Origin of the sequence: Noviherbaspirillum autotrophicum, assembly GCF_000818395.1 — a bacterium.
Lineage (GTDB): Bacteria > Pseudomonadota > Gammaproteobacteria > Burkholderiales > Burkholderiaceae_D > Noviherbaspirillum > Noviherbaspirillum autotrophicum.
Map to the genome: position 1 here is coordinate 3,663,647 of NZ_JWJG01000028.1, position 21,904 is coordinate 3,685,550.

Genomic DNA, 21,904 nt, shown 5'->3' on the forward strand with positions numbered 1-21,904 from the left:
ACAGGATTTTAAGCGGAACGAACAGTAAAATGCGAGAATGACAACCGGATACCAGACAAAATGAGTCAAGCTCGCCTGAATACCGTCCAATGCCTGTCCCCGGCCGGACTGCACAAGATGGCCTACAAGGAATGGGGCGATCCTGCCAACCGCAAGGTTCTTGTTTGCGTACACGGCGTTACACGCGTGTCGGATGATTTTGACAATCTCGCGCGCGCCTTGTGCGATGAATATCGCGTCGTCTGTCCCGATATCGTCGGCCGCGGCCGATCCGACTGGTTGCGCAATCCGCAGCACTATCAGGTGCCGCAGTACGTGAGCGACATGGTGACGCTGCTGGCGCGTGTTGACGCGGACATCGTGCACTGGTTTGGCACATCAATGGGCGGATTGATTGGCATGGGGCTTGCGTCCTTGCCGGACAATCCGGTGCGCAAGCTCGTGCTGAACGACATCGGTCCGGCGTTGAATCCCGTTGCCTTGCAGCGCATTGGCGAATATATCGGACAGGAGCTGCGCTTCCAGACCTTTGACGAGGCGGTGCGCGGCATCAAGGAGCTTATCCGGCCGTTTGGTCCGCATACCGACGACGAGTGGCGCAAGCTGGCTGCGGATGTCTTGCGCCAGAATGGGGATGGACAGTGGATACGCCATTACGATTTGCGACTGGCTGTTCCGTTCAAGGCGGTCACGCCGGAAAGCGCCCAGCAAGCCGAAAAGATGATGTGGATGGCCTATGATGCGATTGCCTGTCCGACATTGCTGGTCAGGGGGGCGGAGTCGGACCTTGTTACGCCAGAGGCAGCGCAGGCAATGACTACGCGTGGGCCAAAGGCAAAACTGGTCGAATTGCCGGGGGTAGGCCATGCGCCGACCTTCATGCATGCGGATCAGATCAATATTGTGAAAGAATTCTTGCTTGGATAAGAGAGTTGGTGGCATGGGAATCAAGCGCTTACACGTTGGGAAAACGCTGTCTGAAGTGGCAATCCACAACGGCACGGTCTACCTTGCCGGACAAATCGCCGAGGACGTCGGGCAGGATATCGCCGGCCAGACGCGCGAGGTGCTCGGCCATATCGATCGCCTGTTGGCCGAGGCCGGCAGCGATAAGTCGCGCATCCTGATGTGCCAGATATTCCTGTCGGATCTAAAGAATTTTTCAGGCATGAATGCCGTCTGGAACGAATGGGTCGCGGAAGGCAATTCTCCGCCTCGTGCCACTGTCGAAGCCAAGCTGGCTAAACCGGAGTGGCTGGTTGAAATGGTCGTCACCGCTGCACAAGCTGAGTAATGGTTTCTATCGCTGCGATACAAAGCGACGCGCAGGCGCAATTGTCTTCCGGCCTTGCGCCTGAGGACAGCGCACGCGTGCTCGATGCCCTTGGATTCATTGAGCCTTTCTATAGTGGCAAGACAGTGATCACGGGGCAGGATGCCTTCGCCTTTGCGCAAGGCGTGGCAATGGCGCTGGCGCAGCTCAATACCGATGCCGATACCCGTATCGCCGGCTTGCTGGCCGAACTGCCGGCGCTCCATCCGGTCGCCGCGAGCAGCATCGAAACCCGATTCGGCAAGGAGATTGCCGATCTGGTACACGGCATCCGCCAGATGATGCGCCTGCATGAGCAAACTTTCGGGCAGAAGGAAGTCGGCCGCGGAAAAAACGCGTCACAGCAAGCGGCCGAGCAACTGGAGACGTTGCGCAAGATGCTGCTGTCCATGGCATCCGACATGCGGGTCGTCCTGGTGCGCCTGGCCTCGCGGGTAACGACCTTGCGTTACTTCGCGGAGCTGAAGCTTGAGAACGAACAGACGCACCAGTATGCGCGGGAAACCCTCGACTTGTATGCGCCGCTGGCGAACCGGCTCGGCATCTGGCAGCTGAAGTGGGAGCTGGAAGACTTGGCATTTCGCTTTCTGGAGCCGGCAACCTACAAGCGCATTGCTCGAATGCTGGAAGAAAAGCGCATCGAGCGCGAAAGCTTCGTCGAGGCGGCGATTGTGCGCCTGAAGTCGGAGCTTGCGGCGGCGGGTATCAAGGCCGAAGTCAGCGGCCGCCCCAAGCATATCTATAGTATCTGGAACAAAATGCGCGGCAAGTCGCTCGACTTTTCCGAGCTGTACGACGTCCGGGCATTCCGTGTCATTGTCGATGATGTCAAAGCCTGTTACACGGTGCTTGGCCTAGTACACAATATCTGGACACCGATCCCGGAAGAGTTCGACGATTACATCTCGCGGCCCAAGCCGAATGGCTACCAGTCCTTGCACACGGTGGTGATCGCGGAGGACGGCCGTGCGATCGAGGTACAGATCCGCACGCAGGAAATGCATCGCTTTGCGGAATACGGCGTGGCTGCGCACTGGCGCTACAAGGAATCGGGCGGTTCCAGTTTCGCCGCGCAAAAATACGACGAAAAGATTGCTTGGCTGCGCCAGCTGCTGGCGTGGAAAACCGAAGTTGCCGATGCGGTGGTGGGGCAGGAAGATCAGCGTGAATGGGTCGAGAAGCTGAAATCCACCTCGCTTGACGATCACATCTATGTGCTGACGCCGCAGGCGCGCGTGATCGAATTGCCGAATGGTGCCACACCCATCGATTTTGCCTACCACTTGCATACCGATGTCGGACACCGTTGCCGCGGTGCGCGCATCGACGGTGCGATGGTGCCGTTGAATACGCCGCTGAAAAGCGGTCAGACGGTCGAGATCATTACCGCACGAGGTGGTGCTTCGGCCGCTATGGGGCCGTCGCGAGACTGGCTCAGCCCGGGTTACGTTGCTAGCCCGCGCACGCGTTCCAAGGTTCGCGCCTGGTTCAATGCGATCGAACAGGAGGAAACCCTGTCGCATGGCCGCGCCATGGTTGAAAAGACGCTGCAACGCGAGGGCAAGACGGCGATCAATCTGGAGGAGCTGGCACACAGGCTCGGCTTTTCAAAAGTCGATGATTTGTTCCTTGCTGTCGGCAAGGAAGAATTCAGTCTGCGCAATATCGAACACGTGCTGCATGGCGAAGACGAGCAAAAGACTGCGGCGAAAAACGTCCCGCCGGACGATGCGCCGCTGCTGAACAAAAGCCGCGCTTCCAGCGTGACGCAGGGCGCCAAATCAGGCGTGTTGGTGGTTGGCACTGAGGGGTTGATGACGCAGCTCGCACGCTGCTGCAAACCCGCGCCGCCCGACGACATCGTCGGTTTCATTACACGCGGCAAGGGCGTGTCGATTCATCGCGCCTCGTGCAAGAACCTGGCGCAGATGCGCAAGAATGCGCTGGAACGCGTCATTCAAACTACTTGGGGCGAGTCGGGCAGAGACACCGTTTATCCAGTGGATATCTTTATTCTCGCAAATGACCGCCAGGGGCTGCTGCGCGATATCTCGGAAATATTCTCGCGCGAGAAAATCAACGTGATCGGTGTTAGTACGCACAGTTCCAAGGGGCAGGCGAAAATGGAATTTACTGCAGAGATTTCGTCGACCTCGCAATTGCAGAAGGCATTGTCGATCATTCGCGAGGTAGTCGGCGTGATTGATGTCGAGCGGCAGTAGCTTGAATTAATCGCCTTCGGTCATGGACGGAAGTTCCGCCTGCAAAGTCACATGATCGATGCCATGCTTTTCCAGAAGCATGGTCTTGATGGCGCGTAGCACCTTGGGCCACTCGCCCATTTTCTCAATTTCGACATGGCCGATCAGGGCCGGTTGGTCTGGCGCCATTTCCCATACATGCAGGTCGTGCACAGACAGCACGCCGCTTACCGCAGCCAAGTCCTCGCCCACTTGCAGATAATCGATATGGTGGGGAACTCCCTCCATCAGGAAATGATAGGACTCGCGAAGGACGCCGAAGGTCGATTTCAAGATCAGTGCGGAAACCAGCAGGGATAGCAATGGGTCGATCCGCAACCAGCCAGTGAAATAAACGACGGCGCCGGCAACCAGTGCAGCCACAGATCCAAGCAGGTCGCCGAGCACATGCACTAGCGCTGCCTTGGTACTGACGCTTTTCTGGTCATGCGAGAGCACCCATGCCACGATCAGGTTGATCACCAAGCCGATCAGGGCAACTGCGAATACGGCTTCACCCTTGACGGGCTCGGGAGTGGTGAATCGCTGGATCGCTTCGAAGCTGATCCAGCCGACTACGGCCAGCATGGCAAGTGCATTGATGAAGGCGGCCAACGCTTCGGCGCGCCCGAATCCGAACGAGTGTTTTGCCGAAGGCGGGCGTTTTGCAATGATTTGGGCAAGCAGCGCCAATCCCAGCGCACTGGCATCTGTCACCATATGGCCGGCATCAGAGATGAGTGCGAGCGAATTGGACCAGAAGCCGGCAAGTGCTTCGATCAAGGCGAAACCAAGCGTCAGCAGCACTGCCCATCCCAGGATGCTTTGCCGGCGGCCTTCCGTGAAATGATGGTGTGAAGCATCTCCCGCACGATGTGCGTGCAGATGGCTGGATGATGCATCGCGGGTTTTCATATGCATATTTGTAGTGCGATCAGGCGGAAGGGATGGAATGTACCAATGTTTTGCCAATGCCGCTATTTCCAGATGGATCATGTTCAGGCCTAACGGCTGTTTCGCCCGCCTCCGAGTATTATTTGATTAAGGTAAAGCCGGGTTTCAAACAAGACACTAGCGGAAATGAAAAATTGCCGCTATAATTTTGCTTCTTTAGGCTCGTAGCTCAGCTGGTTAGAGCACTACCTTGACATGGTAGGGGTCGTTGGTTCGAGTCCAATCGAGCCTACCAACGAACATTTTGTAAGAGCGAGAAAGGCATTCCGGTTATGACACCGCGAACTACAACCGTGAAGGTTTTAGTACGGCGCTAGTCGGGGTCTTTTTCATCATTGCAAAATACAGAGAAAAAGCGCGGCTAGTCCGCGTTTTTTTTCGTCCGCAGATTTCTTCGCGTTTAGTCTAGCGTCAGTTCCACCTCCCACTCACATGGAGAGCAACATGGTTTCAGTCCGACTCCCAGATGGTTCGCAACGTCAATTCGATGCACCTATAACGGTGGCGCAAGTCGCCGCCAGCATTGGGACTGGCCTTGCCAAGGCTGCCTTGGCTGGCAAGGTGGACGGCAAGGTTGTCGACACTTCGTACCTGATTGATCGCGACGTCGACTTGTCCATTGTTACCGATAAAGATCCGGATGGTCTGGATGTGATTCGCCATTCGACCGCTCACTTGCTGGCGTATGCGGTCAAGGAATTGTTCCCGGATGCGCAAGTGACCATCGGCCCGGTGATTGAAAACGGCTTTTACTACGACTTTTCGTACAAGCGCCCATTCACACCCGAGGATCTGCAGGCGATCGAGAAAAAGATGGCGGAACTCGTGAAAAAGGATGAGCCGGTCGTGCGCAAGGTGTTGCCACGCGATGAGGCGGTGGCCTATTTCAAGTCGATTGGTGAAGCATACAAGGCTGAAATCATTGAGTCGATCCCGCAGGGCGAGGATGTGTCACTCTATAGTGAAGGCAAATTCACCGACTTGTGCCGCGGGCCGCATGTGCCGTCTACCGGCAAGCTGAAGGTCTTTAAGCTAATGAAGTTGGCCGGCGCATACTGGCGCGGCGATTCCAAGAATGAAATGCTGCAGCGCGTGTACGGTACTGCCTGGGCCAAGAAGGAAGATCAGGAAGCTTACCTGCATATGCTGGAAGAGGCTGAAAAGCGCGATCACCGAAAGCTGGCCAAGCTGCTCGATCTGTTCCATTTCCAGGACGAGGCGCCGGGTCTGATTTTTTGGCATCCGAAAGGCTGGATCATCTGGCAGCAGGTTGAGCAATACATGCGGCGCGTTTATCAGGAAAACGGCTATCAGGAAGTAAAGGCGCCACAAATCCTCGATCGCACGCTGTGGGAAAAAACGGGGCACTGGGATAACTACCGCGAAAACATGTTCGTTACCGAGTCGGAGAATCGCAATTACGCGCTGAAACCGATGAATTGCCCGGGACATGTGCAAATCTACAATTCCGACTTGCGCAGCTATCGCGACTTGCCGCTTCGTTACGGCGAGTTCGGCCAGTGTCATCGCAACGAGCCTTCCGGTGCACTGCATGGCATCATGCGGGTGCGCGGGTTTACCCAGGATGATGGTCACATCTTTTGTACCGAAGACCAGATTCAGGGTGAAGTGACGGCATTCCATCAGCAGGCGATGCAGGTGTTCAAGGATTTTGGATTTAGCGAGATCTCGATCAAGATTGCGCTGCGCCCCGACAGTCGCATTGGCTCGGATGAGACCTGGGATCGTGCCGAGGATACGCTGCGCTCCGCATTGCGCGCGTGCGGCGTGACTTGGGAGGAGTTGCCGGGCGAAGGTGCTTTCTATGGTCCCAAGATCGAATACCACCTGAAGGATTCGCTTGGACGTCCTTGGCAGGTCGGCACCATGCAGGTCGATTTCTCGATGCCGGGGCGTCTTGGAGCGGAATATGTCGCGGACGATAACACGCGTAAGGTGCCAGTTATGCTGCACCGTGCGATCGTCGGCTCGATGGAACGCTTCGTCGGCATCCTGATCGAAAACCATGCTGGCGCGATGCCGCTGTGGCTTGCGCCGGTGCAGGTCGCGGTTCTGAATATCTCGGATGCACAGGCTGATTACGCTCAAAACGTCGCACAAAACCTGAAAAAACAAGGGTTTAGGGTCAACCTCGATTTGCGTAATGAGAAAATAACCTATAAAATACGCGAGCATTCGGTTCAGAAGCTGCCTTATATCGTCGTTATCGGCGACAAGGAGCGGGATGCAAACACAGTGGCCGTGCGTGCGCGGGGCAATGTCGACTTGGGTGTGATGCCGGTCGATGCACTGGTGGAGCGACTCAAGAACGAGGTCGACACCAAAGCCTGATCGAGGGAACTCGAAGCGCTAGAGCACGGCTTAATTATTTTATTTTAAAAGGAAACTGCAATAGCTACTGACAAGTCGCATCGCATTAACGGCGAAATTACTGCGCCGGAACTGCGCTTAACTGGGGTCAATAACGAACCGCTTGGTATCGTGAGTCTGGCTGAGGCCTTCCGCTTTGCGGAAGAAGCGAACGTGGATCTGGTGGAAATTGCGCCTACAGCGCAACCGCCGGTATGCCGCCTGATGGACTATGGAAAGTTCAAGTATCAGGAGCAGAAGAAGGCCCACGAAGCGAAGCTCAAGCAAAAGGTTATCCAGGTCAAGGAAGTTAAATTCCGTCCGGGAACCGATGACGGCGATTACAACATCAAGTTGCGTAACCTGACCAAGTTCCTCGAAGAGGGCGATAAGACCAAGATCACCCTGCGTTTCCGTGGTCGTGAGATGGCGCATCAGGATATCGGGATGCGGATGTTGGAGCGTTTGAAAGCAGATTTGGAACCGGTTGGCCAAGTCGAGCAGTTTCCGAAGATGGAAGGTCGCCAGATGGTGATGGTGCTGGCGCCCAAAAAGAAAAAATAAAGATTCGTATGAGCTGCCCGGTAAAACGGATGGCTTGTACAAATGGCGGTGAACTCGATTTCACTGCAAAACAAGTGAAAGCAGGCATCCAAGTGCAATGAAGTATTGCCACCTGCAATCATGTTAAAAACGGAGCTGTCCGAGAGGACAGATTTGCTATGCCTAAAATGAAGACGAAGAGCAGCGCGAAAAAGCGCTTCCGCGTACGTCCGGGCGGTACCGTCAAGCGCGGTCAAGCCTTCAAGCGTCACATTCTGACCAAGAAAACCACCAAGAACAAACGCCAGTTGCGCGGTGCAGTGGACGTCCATGATACAAACATGGTCTCCGTTCGCGCGATGATGCCGTTCGCTTAACCTCACTAAGGAGCTAATATGCCTCGAGTAAAACGTGGGGTTACCGCACGGGCCCGTCATAAGAAAGTTCTCGACCTTGCCAAAGGCTATCGTGGTCGTCGCGGTAATGTCTACCGTATCGCCAAGCAGGCAGTCATGCGCGCCGGTCAGTATGCATACCGCGACCGCCGCAACAAGAAACGCGTATTCCGCGCACTGTGGATCACCCGTATCAACGCGGCTACCCGCGAGCACGGCGTTACCTACAGCGTATTCATGAATGGTCTCAAGAAAGCCAACATCGGTCTCGACCGTAAAGTATTGGCTGATATGGCAGTGATGGACAAGCCGGCGTTTGCCGCGATTGTCAAACAGGTGAAGGCCAACATCGCTGCTTGAGAGTTGTAAGCGTTCGCAACACCTTCGGGTGATGTGACAACGAAAGCGGGGCAGAGGTCGCATACCTGTGCCCCGTTTCGTTTTTGAGTCGCCGTTTTTAGATTTCCGATTTCTTTTCACGGGCGAAAAAGCCGCATGAATTCCCTCGAACAAATTGTCATCCAGGCGCAAACTGATTTTGCCGAAGCAGACGATGCTGCAGCACTGGAGAATGCAAAAGCAAAATATCTTGGCAAGACTGGCCAGATCACCGAGCAAATGAAGGGGCTGGGCAAACTGGCGCCGGAAGAGCGCAAGGCGCAGGGCGCCGTGATCAATGCCGCCAAGGAAAAAATCGAAGCTGCGCTGAACGCACGCCGCGAGGCACTGGCCAATGCACAAATGCAGGCACGTCTGAATGCGGAAGCGATCGATGTGACGCTCCCGGGGCGCGGTCGCGGTGTCGGCGGTATTCATCCGGTGATGCGTACTTGGGAGCGCATTGAAGAGATTTTTCGCTCGATCGGATTCGACGTGGCCGATGGCCCGGAAATTGAAACTGACTGGACTAATTTCACCGCATTGAACAGCCCGGAAAACCACCCGGCGCGCTCGATGCAGGACACTTTCTACATCGAAGGCAACGACACGCAAGGCAAACCCTTGTTGTTGCGTACGCATACCAGCCCGATGCAAGTGCGCTATGCGCGGCAGAACCGCCCGCCGATCAAGGTGATCGCGCCGGGCCGCACCTATCGCGTCGACAGTGATGCGACGCACTCGCCGATGTTCCACCAAGTCGAGGGTTTGTGGATTGCGGAAGACATCAGCTTCGCCGATCTGAAAGGCGTGTACCTGAATTTCGTGAAGGCATTTTTCGAGACTGACGACTTGCAGGTGCGCTTCCGCCCGTCATACTTCCCGTTCACGGAGCCGTCGGCCGAGATCGACATCGCGTTTGGCAGCGGGCCGCTCAAGGGGCGTTGGCTGGAAGTGTCCGGCGCCGGTCAGGTGCATCCGACCGTGGTGCGCAACATGGGGCTCGATCCGGACCAGTACATCGGTTTCGCCTTCGGCTCCGGGCTTGAGCGCCTGACCATGCTGCGCTACGGGATCAATGATCTGCGTCTGTTTTACGAAGGCGATCTGCGCTTCCTGAAGCAGTTCAACTAAGAATATTTTGGGTCCCTCCATGCAGAGGGGCAGGGAGTGGCGAACAGATTCACACATGGTTCGCCGGACCTCCTCCTGAACGGGGAGGGAACGAGATATCTGAAAGTTTTAATATGCAATTCTCCGAGAGCTGGCTGCGTACCCTGGTTGATCCGAAGATGACTTCGGACGAGTTGTCCCATCTGCTGACGATGAGCGGACTGGAAGTGGAAGACGTTGAACCGGTCGCGCCACCGTTTTCCAACGTGGTCGTCGCAAGCGTGGTCGAGGTCGCGAAGCATCCGAATGCGGATCGCCTGAATGTTTGCCAGGTCGATGCCGGAACTGGGACCCTGCTCAATATTGTCTGCGGTGCGCCGAACGTGCGTCCGGGGCTGAAAGTGGCCTGCGCCATGGCCGGCGCCAAGCTGCCGCCGGGCGAAGACGGCAAGCCGTTCGAAATCAAGGTCGGCAAGCTGCGAGGTGTCGAGTCGCAGGGGATGCTGTGCTCCGCGCGCGAGCTGAAGCTATCGGAAGAAGGCGGCGGCCTGCTCGAATTGTCGGAAGATGCGCCGATCGGTCAGAACTTTCGCGACTACTATCAACTGAACGATCTCAAGTTCACCATCAAGCTCACGCCGAACAAGGCGGATTGCCTGTCGGTGCTCGGCGTTGCACGCGAAGTTTCCGCCTTGACGGGAGCGCCGTTGAAGGCACCGACCTATAAGACTGTCGAGGTGACGACGCAGGAAAAGCTGCCGGTCAAGGTATCGGCGCCGGATTTGTGCGGACGTTTCTCCGGCCGCGTGATTCGCGGGTTGAATGCGCGGGCCGAGACGCCGGAATGGATGAAGCGCCGGCTGGAACGCAGTGGACAGCGTCCGATTTCGGCGCTGGTGGATATTTCGAATTACGTGATGCTTGAGCTGGGACGTCCGTCGCATGTATTCGATCTAGACAAGATTCATGGCGGACTCGACGTACGCTGGGGCAGGCAGGGCGAGTCGCTCAAGCTGTTGAACGGGAGCACAGTGGACGTCGATGGCTGGGTGGGCGTGATCGCCGACGACGAGTGCATTGAGTCACTTGCCGGTATCATGGGCGGTGACTCCACGGCGGTATCGCTTGATACCCGGAACATTTACCTGGAAGCCGCATTCTGGTGGCCACAGGCGATCCAGGGACGCGCACGCCGCTACAACTTCTCGACCGACGCCGCGCATCGGTTCGAGCGCGGCGTCGACTATGCGACGACCGTTGATCATCTGGAACGCATCACGGCGCTGATCGTGGAAATCTGCGGCGACACGGATACCGTGGTTGGTCCGGTGGATGACCATGTCGTCAATCTGCCGCAACGCAAGCCGGTGTCAATGCGCACCGCGCGCGCGGTAAAGGTGATCGGTGTTCCGCTGTCGGATGCGCAGATTGCGGATATTTTCACGCGCCTCGGACTGGCGTTCACGCAGGAGCCAGGGCTGTTTTCGGTCACGCCGCCATCCTACCGGTTCGATATCGAAATCGAAGAAGACCTGATTGAGGAAGTGGCCCGCGTCTACGGTTTCGAGAACATTCCGGCGCTGCCGCCCGTGGCGCCGAACATGATGCGCATTGCGCCGGAGAATACCCGTTCGCTGTTTGCGATTCGCCGACTCCTGGCCGATTTCGATTATCAGGAAGTGGTCAACTTCAGCTTTGTCGAAGAAGCCTGGGAAGCGGATTTTTCCGGCAATACCAATCCGATCAGGCTGCTCAATCCCATTGCCAGCCAGATGAGCGTGATGCGCACTTCGCTTGTGGCCAGCCTGGTGGCGAACGTGCGCTACAACCTGAACCGCAAGCTCAATCGTGTGCGCCTGTTCGAAGTCGGTGCTGTGTTCCTGCGCGACGAATCCGTGCAGGACGGTCCGCTGTCGGTCGCCGGTTACGCGCAACCCAAGCGGGTCGCAGCAATTGCCTATGGCCCGGCGGTGGAAGAGCAATGGGGACAGGCACATCGCAACGTCGATTACTTCGACGTCAAGGCTGATCTGGAAGCATTGTTCGCGCCGAAAACGCTGCGCTTTGTGAAAACCGAGCATCCGGCATTGCATCCGGGACGCTCGGCAAAGGTCTTGCTCGATGGACAGGAGATCGGCGTCATTGGCGAACTTCACCCGCGCTGGCAGCAGAAGTACGACTTGCCGCTGGCGCCAGTTGTCTTTGAAGTCGATGCGCAAGCTTTGCAGGCGCGCGACATTCCGGTTTACCAGGAAATTTCAAAATTCCCGGCAGTGACCCGCGATATTGCTGTGGTTGTCAAACAATCGGTGCGCGCACAGGAACTGATCGATACATTTGTTGCCGAACGGCAGGCAAATGCTGCCTGTGCTATCATGCAAGCCATTGTTTTATTTGATGAATATCGGGGCAAGGGGCTGGAAAATGACGAAAAAAGTCTTGCTTTCCGGTTCACCTTGCAAGATACTCAAACTACTCTGCAAGACGAGAAAGTAGATGCTGCAATGGCTGCATTTATCGCCTCCGTCGAGAAGAAGCACGGTGCCAGGTTGCGTGCATGATTGTGCGCGTAAGAGTGTGCGTGTGCGTCGGCAGCAAGCAGGGCAGGGACGACAACTACCATGAATGACGTGAATTCCGCCGAATTTCAATCCGTGTTGGCCGCCGACCTTAATCGCGCAATGCAGGAAGCGCAGGCGCGTAATCAGGCTGAAAAAGACCTGCCGACCCTGACCAAGGCGGAGCTGGCCGAGCTCCTGTTCGAGCAGGTGGGGCTGAACAAGCGCGAAGCGAAGGATATGGTCGAAACCTTTTTCGACGAAATTCGCAATGCGCTTGAACGTGGCGAGGCGGTCAAGCTGTCCGGCTTCGGCAATTTTCAGCTGCGCGACAAGCCACAACGCCCCGGCCGCAATCCCAAGACCGGCGAGGAAATTCCGATTACTGCACGCCGTGTCGTGACCTTCCATGCAAGCCAGAAGCTGAAGGCCATGGTGGAAACGGCCAGCCGCAAGCCTCTTGCACGCGTCGCCTGACATCCTGACCCATGAACGAGCGCTCTAACAAGCCTGAAGCGATCGCTTTGCCGCCGATTCCGGCCAAGCGCTATTTCACGATCGGCGAGGTCAGCGACTTGTGCGGTGTGAAGCCGCATGTACTGCGCTACTGGGAGCAGGAGTTTACTCAGCTCAAGCCGGTGAAGCGCCGTGGTAACCGGCGTTATTACCAGCATCATGAAGTGTTGCTGATCCGGCGTATCCGGGAATTACTTTACGAACAAGGCTTTACCATCAGCGGCGCACGCAACAAGCTCGAGAGCCGGATGGTCGACAACGACGATATCCCTTCCATTCTGCCTCCACTGGATGTCGATACGGTTGCCATCCGCCAGGAATTGACGGAAATTCTCAATCTGCTCAAGCGTTAGCTGCATCGCAGCGTCCGCCTCTACCCTCCCAACAAGCCGCTTTCAGCGGCTTTTTTATTGCAGTCTTCCCGCTTCGCGTTGATGCGGTAATGCCCTCGTTGTTGCGATGCAAGGACGTCGGCCAATTGGTTTCGAATTTTGATCCTAACGAAAGTAACGGTGGACGATTCGTGCTGTACTTTGACTGCAATTATTGCGAGCCGGGAAGAAGCGGCTTGGCTAGCGATGCACTGGAGGATGTGAAATCCATCTGCATCGCAAAATTCGGTGAAAACCTAGTAGAGGCGAGCGTACACATAGTTTCTGTCATGCATCTATAATCGGCAGCTAATGCCTTGCCAGGAAGTGGCCGTCAGAGCCGTGATACCGGAGCCGTATCTGCCAGCAGGGCATGGAGGAGATGAGACATGAAAGCATCAGTCGGTTCCCACTGGGATGTTGATGGCATTCAGCGGGTCGGCATGGAATCGCTGCTGGATTTGTTTGACGATTCCTGCGAAGGCACAATGGCGGTCGACGATCATGGGCGTATCGTCTGGATGAACGACAAGTACGCCAGCTTCCTTGGTCTCAAGAGTGCGGATAGCGTGCTGGGCAAGGCGGTAGAAGAAATTATTCCGAACAGCCGCATGCGGGAAGTCGTGCAAAGCGGCAAGCCGATCCTGCTCGATATCATGATGATTCGCGACCAACCCCTGGTCGTGATGCGCATTCCGCTCAAGGATGATTCCGGCAAGATCATCGGCGCCATCGGCTTTGCCTTGTATGACCGGCTGCAACAGCTCAAGCCGCTGGTGTCCAAGTTCGCGGAGCTGCAGTGGGCGCTGGCCAGTACGCAAAAGGAATTAGCCAAGCTGCGCCATACCAAGTACTCGATCTCGAATTTCGTCGGCGTCAGCCCTGTGTCGCTGGAGCTCAAGCACCGTGCGCGCCGCGCCGCGCAGCTCGATACAACCGTGCTGCTACTGGGGGAAACCGGAACGGGCAAGGAATTGCTGGCGCACGGGATTCACGCAGCCTCGGGGCGCGCAGGTAAGCCGTTTGTCGGAATCAATATCGCGGCAGTGCCGGAAACGCTGCTGGAGGCGGAATTTTTTGGTGTGGCGGCGGGTGCTTATACGGGGGCCGAGCGCAAGGGGCGCGACGGCAAGTTCAAGATCGCCGACGGCGGTACGCTGTTCCTGGATGAAGTCGGCGACATGCCTTTGCAGGTGCAGGCCAAGCTGCTGCGCGTGCTGCAGGAACAGGAAATCGAGCCGCTCGGCTCCAATACGATCATCAAGGTCGACGTGCGCGTGATTGCCGCCACAAGCCACGATCTCAAGCAGCTTGTTGCGGACGGCAAGTTCCGTTCCGACCTGTATTACCGCCTCAACGTGCTGCCGATCGTGCTGCCGCCCCTGCGCGAGCGTATCGCCGACATTGACGCGATCTGCGAAAACCTGCTGGAGCAGATCGCCACGCGCACCGGCATGCCGCAGCGCGAGCTGACGCCGTCGGCGCGTGCCCTGTTTGCATCGTACGGCTGGCCGGGCAATGTGCGCGAGTTGCGCAATGCGCTGGAGCAGGCTGGCATGCTGACGGATAGCGTCAGTTTGTCGGCAGAACATTTCGCGACCATTCTGCCTCTGGATGGAATGGTGCGGCCTGCGTCATGTATCGGACAAGCCGAACCGGCGCCGACTGAAGCAGGCGTCGCGACGAGTGCGGCAGCGGTAAGGCCGCTGGGAGATGCGATCGCCGAACTGGAGAAAAGCATGATCCGCACCGCGCTCCAGCATGCTGCCGGAAACAAGGCGAAGGTGGCCAGGCAGTTGGGAATTTCGCGTGCGACGCTCTATCAGAAAATTGATGATTATCAGTTGTTGTCTGATTTATAGACATCTGTCTAATTATCAGACAGTCGGCAAACCCTTGTTTTTCAACCGTCTACACCAAATGGCAAAGAAAGTGTCTGATCACTGGACACTTTCTGCGCCTTTCTCGTCTGCTGCAGGCCAGTACAGCGCTGGTTCATCAAGAAGTTCTCTTAAAATTCAATAACTTAGCATCTCTGGCACAAGTATTGCCATTACCGGCTATTCGCAGGTGAAGGCGCGACGGTGCGACAGACATCGATAGCCCGCCTTCATATCCAAGCCATAACGAGGAGACACAGTGCGGCTAACAAACAAGGTGGCGCTCATCACGGGCGCAAGCAGGGGTATTGGCAAGGCGACCGCGCATAAGTTCGCGAAAGAGGGCGCCCGGGTGGTGGTGTGCGATCTCGACGACGCGGTGGCGGAAACCGTGGCCGAAATCCGGCTGCAGGGCGGCAGCGCGATCGGCTTCAAGGTCGATGTCACCAGAAGCGACAGCATCGCCGCCATGGTCAAGGGCGCCCTCGCCAGTTACGGGCAGATCGATGTACTCGTCAACAACGCCGGCATCGTGGCCGATGCCCAGCTCAAGAAGATGACCGACGAGCAGTTCGACCGCGTCATCGATGTCAATCTCAAGGGAACCTACAACTGCACCAAGGCGGTGGTCGACGTCATGCTCGAACGCCGCTCGGGTGTGGTGCTCAACGCGTCTTCCATTGTCGGCATCTACGGCAACTTCGGCCAGACCAACTACGCCGCCAGCAAATTCGGCGTGATCGGCATGGCCAAGACCTGGGCGCGAGAACTGGGCAGGCATGGGATACGCGTCAATGCGGTCTGTCCGGGATTCATCGAAACTTCCATTATCAAGGACATGCCGGAAAAGGTGGTGCGCGGCATGGAGGAACGGGTTCCGCTCGGCCGGCTCGGCAAACCCGAGGAAGTCGCCAATACGTTTGCATTCCTCGCATCCGATGAAGCCAGTTACATCAACGGAGCGGTGATTGAAGTGTGTGGAGGTATGACGCTGTAGAAAAGCAGTTTGTGTGGCACGTAGTTCCAGAAAAAGAAACGACTTGCGGCGCGTGCGCCGTTCAATTCAAGGAGCGAGACACTATGTCAAGACACAAGATATCCGGCATTACCTTGGTGATTGCAGGCAGCGTTCTGGCCGTCTGCGGCGGCAGCCCCGCCAGTGCCAACGGCCTGTCGGTCGGCGTGGCCAACGCCAAGCCTTCCTTCATCCGCGGCGCGGTGCGCAGCCAGACCTACGACGGCATCAGCGACGACTTGCTGACCGCCGGCCTGGGCGCCGCCGGCTTGGCCGGCACGGCCCCCGCCATCGTCAATCCCGCCAGCCCGACCGCAGCCGAATTGCGCCGCCTTGCAATCTGGAGCAACTACCGCGCCCTGGTCGATGTGGCTGCCAATGGCGGTTACGGCAGGCTGTACGGCCCGAACGTGACGGCTGACGGCACGGTTACCGGCAGCGCCGGGAAGATCGCCGGCAAGGAATTCATCGCCTACGCGGATGACGGCAGCGGCAGGCAGAACGTGGTGCTGATGGTGCAGCTGCCGGATACGTTCAATCCCGCCAAGCCGTGCATCGTCACCGCCACGTCTTCCGGCTCGCGCGGCATCTATGGCGCGATCGGCACGTCGGGCGAGTGGGGCCTGAAGCACGGCTGCGCGGTCGCCTACACTGACAAGGGCAGCGGCAACGGCTTCCATGATTTGCAGAGCAACCGCGTGACCTTGATCGACGGCACCATTGCCGACGCGGATGCGGCCGGCACCGATGCTCACTTCCGCGCGCCGGTCAGCGATACAGCTCGCACCGCATACAACGCACAGTACCCGAATCGCGTCGCTTACAAGCACGCACATTCGCAGCAGAATCCGGAAATGGACTGGGGCAAGAACACGCTGCAGGCGATCGAGTTCGCGTTCTACGTGCTGAACGAACAGTATGGCACCCGCAACGGCGCAGTGAAGGCGCGCGCCATCGTGCCGGCCAATACGCTGGTGATCGCGTCGAGCGTGTCGAACGGCGGCGGGGCAGCGGTGGCGGCGGCCGAGCAGGACAAGCACGGCTTGATCGATGCGGTCGTGGTGTCCGAGCCCAATGTCCAGCCGAAGGACAACGACAAGCTCGTCATCAAGCGCGGGAACCGCGTGGTGACGACGCACAGCAAGCCGCTGGCCGACTACTTCACCTATGCCAGCCTGTTCCAGCCGTGCGCCGCGCTGGCCGTGCCGAACAGCCCGGGAGCAGCTTTGCTGTCCGCCGCCAATTCCGCCAATCGCTGCACGGCGCTCGCCGCCAAGGGACTGGTGAGCGGCAGCACGACGGCCGAGCGTGCGGCCGATGCGCTGGATAAGTTGCATGCCTATGGTTGGGAAGCAGAGCAGGATGCGCTGCAGGCGTCGCATTACCGGCTCGCGACGCCGGCAATCGCCATGACCTACACCAATACCTATGGGCGCTTCAGCGTCACCGACAACCTGTGCGGGTTCAGCTTCGCCAATACCGATGCATCAGGTAACGTCGTCGCACAAAACCCGCTGGTGCAGGCTGCGTTATTTAGTACCGGCAACGGCGTTCCGCCGACGTCGGGCGTCAACATCGTCTATAACGACGCGGTAGGCGGACCTAGGCTGGATTTGCTGAGCGTGTCGCCGTCGACCCAGCTGGCCGACTTCGCGTTTGACGGCGCACTATGCCAACGCGCGCTGGTTACCGGCATCGATCCGGTGAGCGGAACGGCCCTGAAAGGCGAAATGCGGGCGCGGTCACAGCGCATGCGGCAAGGCATCTCCGAAGTCCAGCTGAGCGGCGAGTTGCGCAACAAGCCAGTCATCATCGTGGCCGGCCGCAGTGACACGCTGCTGCCGCTGAACCATACGTCGCGCGCCTATTTCGGCAAGCTGCAAATGGCCGGAGCCGGCGCCAACGTGCGCTTCATCGAAGTCGAAAACGGCAACCACTTCGACGCCTTCATCGATACTCCTCTGTTGCCGGGCTACGATTCCCGCCTGATCCCGATACACTACTACATGATCCAGGCGCTGGATCGCATGTGGGCGCATCTCACGACGGGCGCGGCGCTGCCGGGCAGCCAGGTGGTGCGCACGGTGCCGCGCGGGGGCACGCCCGGCGCAGCGCCGGCGATCACTACGGCGAACGTGCCACCGATCGCGACCACCCCAGCCGCAGCCAACGCGATCACCTTCGCCAACAACACGCTCACCATTCCCGACTGAGCGACGCCGGCAAGGCGTGCCGCGCGAGCATTGTCTTCTGCGGCACGCATCAATCGAAACCGACGCAGCAACGCCCCCGCTTCGCAGCCGCGAAGCGGGCAGGGCGAAGTCTTGCCCGCAAAAGCACTGCACGTAACAGCACTACTGGAGAAAAGAGAATGCCAAGCGATGTAATTCTGGAGACGCGCAACCTCACCAAGGGCTTCAAGGGGTTTGTCGCCGTCAATGACGTCAACTTCAAGGTCAGGCGCGGCTCGATCCATGCGCTCATCGGCCCCAATGGCGCCGGCAAGACGACCTTCTTCAATCTGCTGACGAAATTCCTGACACCCACCTCCGGCTCGATCTGGTTCAACGGCGACGACATCACCGGGCTGAAACCGGAACAGATCGCGCATCGCGGCGTGATCCGGTCGTTTCAGATTTCGGCTGTCTTCCCGCATCTGACGGTGCTGGAAAACGTGCGCATCGGCCTGCAGCGCCAACTGGGCACGTCATTCCATTTCTGGAAGAGCGAACGCTCGCTGGGCATCCTGCACGACCGCGCGCGCCAGCTGCTGACAGAAGTCGACCTCGACAAGTTCGCCGACACGATGACGGTCGACCTGCCATACGGCCGCAAGCGCGCGCTGGAAATCGCCACCACCCTGGCAATGGAGCCGGAATTGATGCTGCTGGACGAACCGACCCAGGGCATGGGACATGAAGACGTGGGGCGTGTGACCGAGCTGATCAAGAAGGTATCCGCCGGTCGCACCATCCTGATGGTGGAGCACAACATGAGCGTGATCTCCGGGATTTGCGACCGCATTTCGGTGCTGCAGCGCGGCGCGCTGCTGGCCGAAGGCAGCTACGAGGAAGTATCGAACAATCCGCAGGTGATGGAAGCCTACATGGGCACCACCGGCGGCGCATTGGAAGGAGCGCACTGATGACAACGCCAGCTCTTGAAATCCGCAACCTGAAGGCCTGGTACGGCGAGTCGCACATTCTGCACGACGTCAATCTCGTGGTGCAGCCGGGCGAGGTCGTCACGCTGCTGGGCCGCAACGGCGCGGGCCGCACCACGACGCTGCGCGCCATCATGGGCTTGACCGGTGCGCGCAAGGGCTCGATCAAGATCAATGGCAGGGAAGCGATCAACCTGCCCACTTACAAGATTGCGCATCTTGGCGTGGGCTACTGCCCCGAAGAGCGCGGCATCTTCTCGTCGCTGTCGGCCGAGGAAAACCTGATGCTGCCGCCGTTCGTGTCGAAGACGGATCGCGGCATGTCGGTCGACGAAATCTACGAGATGTTCCCCAACCTGCAGGAGCGCCGGAACAGCCAGGGCACGCGCTTGTCGGGCGGCGAACAGCAGATGCTGGCGGTGGCGCGCATTTTGCGCACCGGCGCGCGGCTGCTGCTGCTCGACGAAATCTCGGAGGGTCTGGCCCCGGTGATCGTGCAGGCGCTGGCGCGCATGATCACCACGCTCAAGGCGAAGGGCTACACCATCGTGATGGTGGAGCAGAACTTCCGCTTTGCCGCGCCCCTGGCGGACCGCTTTTACGTGATGGAGCACGGTCAGATCGTCGAGACCTTCGCTGCCTCCGAACTGAATACCAAAATGCCCGTGCTGCATTCGCTGCTCGGCGTATAAGAAAGACCACATCGGTCGGCTGTTCAACTAAGGAGATCGTGATGAAATTAAAAGCAATTGCACTTGCAGTTTCTACCGCTGCGGCGTTTGGTTTTTCCGGGACCGCGTTAGCGCAAGTCTCGGGCGACGTGATCAAGATCGGTTTTATCACGGACATGTCGGGCCTGTACGCCGATATCGACGGCCCCGGCGGCGTCGAGGCGATCAGGATGGCGATTGCCGATGCGGGCGGTGCGGTCAACGGCAAGAAGATCGAATTCGTCTACGCCGATCACCAGAACAAGGCCGACATCGCCGCCTCCAAGGCGCGCGAATGGTTCGACCAGCAGGGCGTGGACGTGCTCATCGCCGGCACCAATTCCGCCACCAGCCTGTCGATGGCCAAGATCGCCGCGGAAAAGAAAAAGCCGTTCATCGCCATCGGCGCCGGCACCTCGCGCCTGACCAATGAAGAATGCTCTCCGTACACCGTGCACTATGCCTACGACACGGTGGCGTTGGCCAAGGGCACCGGTTCGGCCGTCGTCAAGCAGGGTGGCAAGACCTGGTTCTTCCTGACGGCCGACTACGCCTTTGGCGCCTCGCTCGAAAACGACACCGCCAACGTGGTCAAGGCCAACGGCGGCAAGGTGTTGGGCAGCGTCAAGCACCCGCTGTCGGCGTCCGACTTCTCGTCCTTCCTGCTGCAGGCGCAGTCGTCCAAGGCGCAGATCCTGGGCCTGGCCAATGCCGGCGGCGACACCGTCAACGCGATCAAGGCCGCCAACGAGTTCGGCATCACCAAGTCGATGAAGATGGCCGGCCTGCTGATGTTCATCAACGACGTGCATTCGCTCGGCCTGAACCTGACCCAGGGCATGTACCTGACCGACAGCTGGTACTGGGACCAGAGCGACGACAGCCGCGCCTGGTCGAAGAAATACTTCGCCAAGATGAAGAAGGAGCCCTCGTCGCTGCAGGCGGCGGACTATTCGGCGGCCACGCAATACCTGAACGCGGTGAAGGCGGCCGGCACCGACGACGCCGACAAGGTGATGGCGCAGCTGAAGAAGACCAAGATCAGCGACATGTACACCAAGAACGGGGTGGTGCGCCCGGATGGCCGCATGGTGCACGACATGTACCTGATGGAAGTGAAGAAGCCGTCGGACTCGAAGTATCCGTGGGATTACTACAAGGTGGTACAAGCCATCCCCGGCGACCAGGCTTTCACCACCAAGGCCGAGTCCAAGTGCGCGCTGTGGAAGTAGGCTGAGTTAACCGGCGATTCTCTTCCGCGTGCGGGAAAGGATCGCATGGTGCCTTCAAATTTTTAGCATATATACCGCCATGGAACTATTCGGAATTCCCCTGCAAGCCTTGCTCAGCCAGCTGCTGCTCGGCCTGGTCAACGGTTCGTTCTACGCGATGCTGTCGCTCGGCCTCGCGGTGATCTTCGGCCTGCTCAACGTGATCAACTTCGCGCACGGCGCGCTGTACATGATGGGCGCCTTCCTCGCCTGGATGGGGATGAACTATTTCGAGGTCAATTACTGGGTCATGCTCATCGCCGCGCCCGTGCTGGTCGGCCTGTTCGGCATCGTCATCGAAAAGAGCATGCTGCGCTGGCTGTACCAGCTCGACCACCTGTACGGCCTGCTGCTGACGTTCGGCATCACGCTCATGATCGAGGGCCTGTTCCGTTCCTTCTATGGCGTGTCCGGCCAGCCGTATTCGGTGCCGGAAGCGCTGGGCGGCGCCTTCAACCTGGGCTTCATGATCCTGCCGAAATACCGCGCCTGGGTGGTGCTGGCATCGCTGTCGGTGTGCCTGGCGACCTGGTTCGTGATCGAGAAGACCAAGCTGGGGGCGTACTTGCGTGCCGGCACCGAGAATCCGAAGCTGGTCGAGGCGTTCGGCATCAACGTGCCGCTGATGGTTACGCTCACCTACGGCTTTGGCGTGGCGCTGGCCGCGTTTGCCGGGGTGCTGGCCGCACCGGTGGTGCAGGTGTCGCCGCTAATGGGCAGCAACCTGATCATCGTAGTGTTCGCGGTGGTGGTGATCGGGGGCATGGGTTCGATTTTGGGTTCGATCATCACTGGCCTGGGGCTGGGCGTGATCGAGGGGTTGACCCGCGTGTTTTACCCGGAAGCGTCGGCTACCGTCGTGTTCATCATCATGGCCATCGTGCTGATGATCCGCCCCGCCGGACTGTTCGGCAAAGAGAAATAATGTTGTAGTCACTTAGTCGTCACACGAAACGGTTCAACCATGAACAAGAAAATCGGTTACGCAATCGCCCTCATCATCGCACTGGCGGCGCCCTTCATGATGTACCCGGTGTTCCTGATGAAGGTGCTGTGCTTTGCGCTGTTTGCCTGCGCCTTCAACCTGCTGCTCG

The 21,904-nt window shown here is 58.3% G+C and carries 19 protein-coding genes and 1 tRNA gene; 19 read left to right on the forward strand and 1 reads right to left on the reverse strand.

Translation table 11 applies throughout. The annotated features are described in order from the left end of the window. The first annotated feature begins 60 nt into the window (after positions 1–60). The 3 genes from TSA66_RS18315 to TSA66_RS18325 are packed head-to-tail and all read left to right on the forward strand — an operon-like array spanning position 61 to position 3,555. On the forward strand, positions 61–927 hold the full coding sequence (locus TSA66_RS18315) for an alpha/beta fold hydrolase (RefSeq protein WP_040041003.1): 867 nt from the start codon (positions 61–63) through the stop codon (positions 925–927). A 13-nt stretch (positions 928–940) separates the two neighbouring features. Next, positions 941–1,294, forward strand: coding sequence for a RidA family protein (locus TSA66_RS18320; RefSeq protein ID WP_040041004.1), 354 nt, complete (start codon positions 941–943; stop codon positions 1,292–1,294). Continuing rightward, a complete protein-coding gene (locus TSA66_RS18325) occupies positions 1,294–3,555 on the forward strand; it encodes a RelA/SpoT family protein (RefSeq protein ID WP_040041005.1) in 2,262 nt (753 codons plus the stop codon). The genes TSA66_RS18320 and TSA66_RS18325 overlap by 1 nt, the downstream gene beginning before the upstream one ends. Before the next feature lie 6 nt (positions 3,556–3,561). On the opposite strand, the gene TSA66_RS18330 is transcribed toward TSA66_RS18325, so the two are convergent. Further along, positions 3,562–4,488, reverse strand: a complete 927-nt coding sequence (locus TSA66_RS18330) for a cation diffusion facilitator family transporter (RefSeq protein WP_040042745.1) — start codon at positions 4,486–4,488, stop codon at positions 3,562–3,564. 197 nt (positions 4,489–4,685) lie between these two features. Between TSA66_RS18330 and TSA66_RS18335 the strand changes: the two genes are divergently transcribed. The 16 genes from TSA66_RS18335 (at position 4,686) to TSA66_RS18410 (ending at position 21,735) form a co-directional block, all read left to right on the forward strand. Beyond that, positions 4,686–4,762: transfer RNA gene (locus TSA66_RS18335), tRNA-Val, on the forward strand. A gap of 209 nt (positions 4,763–4,971) precedes the next feature. Beyond that, a complete protein-coding gene (gene thrS, locus TSA66_RS18340) occupies positions 4,972–6,879 on the forward strand; it encodes a threonine--tRNA ligase (RefSeq protein ID WP_040041006.1) in 1,908 nt (635 codons plus the stop codon). 60 nt (positions 6,880–6,939) lie between these two features. Next, on the forward strand, positions 6,940–7,461 hold the full coding sequence (infC, locus tag TSA66_RS18345) for a translation initiation factor IF-3 (RefSeq protein ID WP_084199719.1): 522 nt from the start codon (positions 6,940–6,942) through the stop codon (positions 7,459–7,461). Between the two features lie 158 nt (positions 7,462–7,619). Further along, entirely contained in the window at positions 7,620–7,817 is a 198-nt protein-coding gene (gene rpmI, locus TSA66_RS18350; RefSeq protein ID WP_019141325.1) for a 50S ribosomal protein L35, read from the forward strand. Positions 7,818–7,835: 18 nt separating this feature from the next. After that, positions 7,836–8,195, forward strand: a complete 360-nt coding sequence (gene rplT, locus TSA66_RS18355; protein WP_040041008.1) for a 50S ribosomal protein L20 — start codon at positions 7,836–7,838, stop codon at positions 8,193–8,195. A gap of 135 nt (positions 8,196–8,330) precedes the next feature. Next, complete coding sequence (gene pheS / locus TSA66_RS18360) at positions 8,331–9,347, forward strand: phenylalanine--tRNA ligase subunit alpha (protein ID WP_040041009.1); 1,017 nt, start codon at positions 8,331–8,333, stop codon at positions 9,345–9,347. A gap of 113 nt (positions 9,348–9,460) precedes the next feature. Further along, positions 9,461–11,887, forward strand: coding sequence for a phenylalanine--tRNA ligase subunit beta (pheT, locus tag TSA66_RS18365; RefSeq protein ID WP_040041010.1), 2,427 nt, complete (start codon positions 9,461–9,463; stop codon positions 11,885–11,887). Between the two features lie 60 nt (positions 11,888–11,947). Continuing rightward, a complete protein-coding gene (locus TSA66_RS18370) occupies positions 11,948–12,361 on the forward strand; it encodes an integration host factor subunit alpha (protein ID WP_084199721.1) in 414 nt (137 codons plus the stop codon). Between the two features lie 11 nt (positions 12,362–12,372). After that, the gene (locus tag TSA66_RS18375; protein ID WP_040041011.1) at positions 12,373–12,753 is read left to right on the forward strand and encodes a MerR family transcriptional regulator; all 381 of its coding nucleotides are present in this window, start codon (positions 12,373–12,375) and stop codon (positions 12,751–12,753) included. Positions 12,754–13,160: 407 nt separating this feature from the next. After that, entirely contained in the window at positions 13,161–14,633 is a 1,473-nt protein-coding gene (locus TSA66_RS18380) for a sigma-54 interaction domain-containing protein (protein ID WP_040041012.1), read from the forward strand. Between the two features lie 277 nt (positions 14,634–14,910). Further along, positions 14,911–15,648, forward strand: a complete 738-nt coding sequence (fabG, locus tag TSA66_RS18385; RefSeq protein WP_040041013.1) for a 3-oxoacyl-ACP reductase FabG — start codon at positions 14,911–14,913, stop codon at positions 15,646–15,648. A gap of 83 nt (positions 15,649–15,731) precedes the next feature. After that, entirely contained in the window at positions 15,732–17,879 is a 2,148-nt protein-coding gene (locus tag TSA66_RS18390; RefSeq protein WP_040041014.1) for a 3-hydroxybutyrate oligomer hydrolase family protein, read from the forward strand. 158 nt (positions 17,880–18,037) lie between these two features. After that, positions 18,038–18,811: an ABC transporter ATP-binding protein gene (locus TSA66_RS18395; protein WP_040041015.1), complete on the forward strand. Its 774-nt coding sequence runs from the start codon at positions 18,038–18,040 to the stop codon at positions 18,809–18,811. Further along, positions 18,811–19,521, forward strand: coding sequence for an ABC transporter ATP-binding protein (locus tag TSA66_RS18400; protein WP_040041016.1), 711 nt, complete (start codon positions 18,811–18,813; stop codon positions 19,519–19,521). Before TSA66_RS18395 ends, TSA66_RS18400 begins: the two co-directional genes overlap by 1 nt. A gap of 41 nt (positions 19,522–19,562) precedes the next feature. Further along, a complete protein-coding gene (locus TSA66_RS18405; protein WP_040041017.1) occupies positions 19,563–20,771 on the forward strand; it encodes an ABC transporter substrate-binding protein in 1,209 nt (402 codons plus the stop codon). A gap of 79 nt (positions 20,772–20,850) precedes the next feature. Then, positions 20,851–21,735, forward strand: coding sequence for a branched-chain amino acid ABC transporter permease (locus TSA66_RS18410; protein ID WP_040041018.1), 885 nt, complete (start codon positions 20,851–20,853; stop codon positions 21,733–21,735). Positions 21,736–21,904 lie beyond the last annotated feature (169 nt).

Excerpts from the sequence above, each read along its gene's own strand:
- TSA66_RS18315 (WP_040041003.1), top strand. The coding sequence starts at position 61 with ATGAGTCAAGCTCGCCTGAATACCGTCCAATGCCTGTCCCCGGCCGGA.
- TSA66_RS18380 (WP_040041012.1), top strand. The coding sequence starts at position 13,161 with ATGAAAGCATCAGTCGGTTCCCACTGGGATGTTGATGGCATTCAGCGG.
- thrS (WP_040041006.1), top strand. The coding sequence starts at position 4,972 with ATGGTTTCAGTCCGACTCCCAGATGGTTCGCAACGTCAATTCGATGCA.
- TSA66_RS18400 (WP_040041016.1), top strand. The coding sequence starts at position 18,811 with ATGACAACGCCAGCTCTTGAAATCCGCAACCTGAAGGCCTGGTACGGC.
- TSA66_RS18325 (WP_040041005.1), top strand. The coding sequence starts at position 1,294 with ATGGTTTCTATCGCTGCGATACAAAGCGACGCGCAGGCGCAATTGTCT.
- rplT (WP_040041008.1), top strand. The coding sequence starts at position 7,836 with ATGCCTCGAGTAAAACGTGGGGTTACCGCACGGGCCCGTCATAAGAAA.
- TSA66_RS18410 (WP_040041018.1), top strand. The coding sequence starts at position 20,851 with ATGGAACTATTCGGAATTCCCCTGCAAGCCTTGCTCAGCCAGCTGCTG.
- TSA66_RS18320 (WP_040041004.1), top strand. The coding sequence starts at position 941 with ATGGGAATCAAGCGCTTACACGTTGGGAAAACGCTGTCTGAAGTGGCA.
- TSA66_RS18375 (WP_040041011.1), top strand. The coding sequence starts at position 12,373 with ATGAACGAGCGCTCTAACAAGCCTGAAGCGATCGCTTTGCCGCCGATT.
- TSA66_RS18390 (WP_040041014.1), top strand. The coding sequence starts at position 15,732 with ATGTCAAGACACAAGATATCCGGCATTACCTTGGTGATTGCAGGCAGC.
- TSA66_RS18330 (WP_040042745.1), bottom strand. The coding sequence starts at position 4,488 with ATGAAAACCCGCGATGCATCATCCAGCCATCTGCACGCACATCGTGCG.
- TSA66_RS18370 (WP_084199721.1), top strand. The coding sequence starts at position 11,948 with ATGAATGACGTGAATTCCGCCGAATTTCAATCCGTGTTGGCCGCCGAC.
- pheT (WP_040041010.1), top strand. The coding sequence starts at position 9,461 with ATGCAATTCTCCGAGAGCTGGCTGCGTACCCTGGTTGATCCGAAGATG.
- TSA66_RS18405 (WP_040041017.1), top strand. The coding sequence starts at position 19,563 with ATGAAATTAAAAGCAATTGCACTTGCAGTTTCTACCGCTGCGGCGTTT.
- rpmI (WP_019141325.1), top strand. The coding sequence starts at position 7,620 with ATGCCTAAAATGAAGACGAAGAGCAGCGCGAAAAAGCGCTTCCGCGTA.
- pheS (WP_040041009.1), top strand. The coding sequence starts at position 8,331 with ATGAATTCCCTCGAACAAATTGTCATCCAGGCGCAAACTGATTTTGCC.
- TSA66_RS18395 (WP_040041015.1), top strand. The coding sequence starts at position 18,038 with ATGCCAAGCGATGTAATTCTGGAGACGCGCAACCTCACCAAGGGCTTC.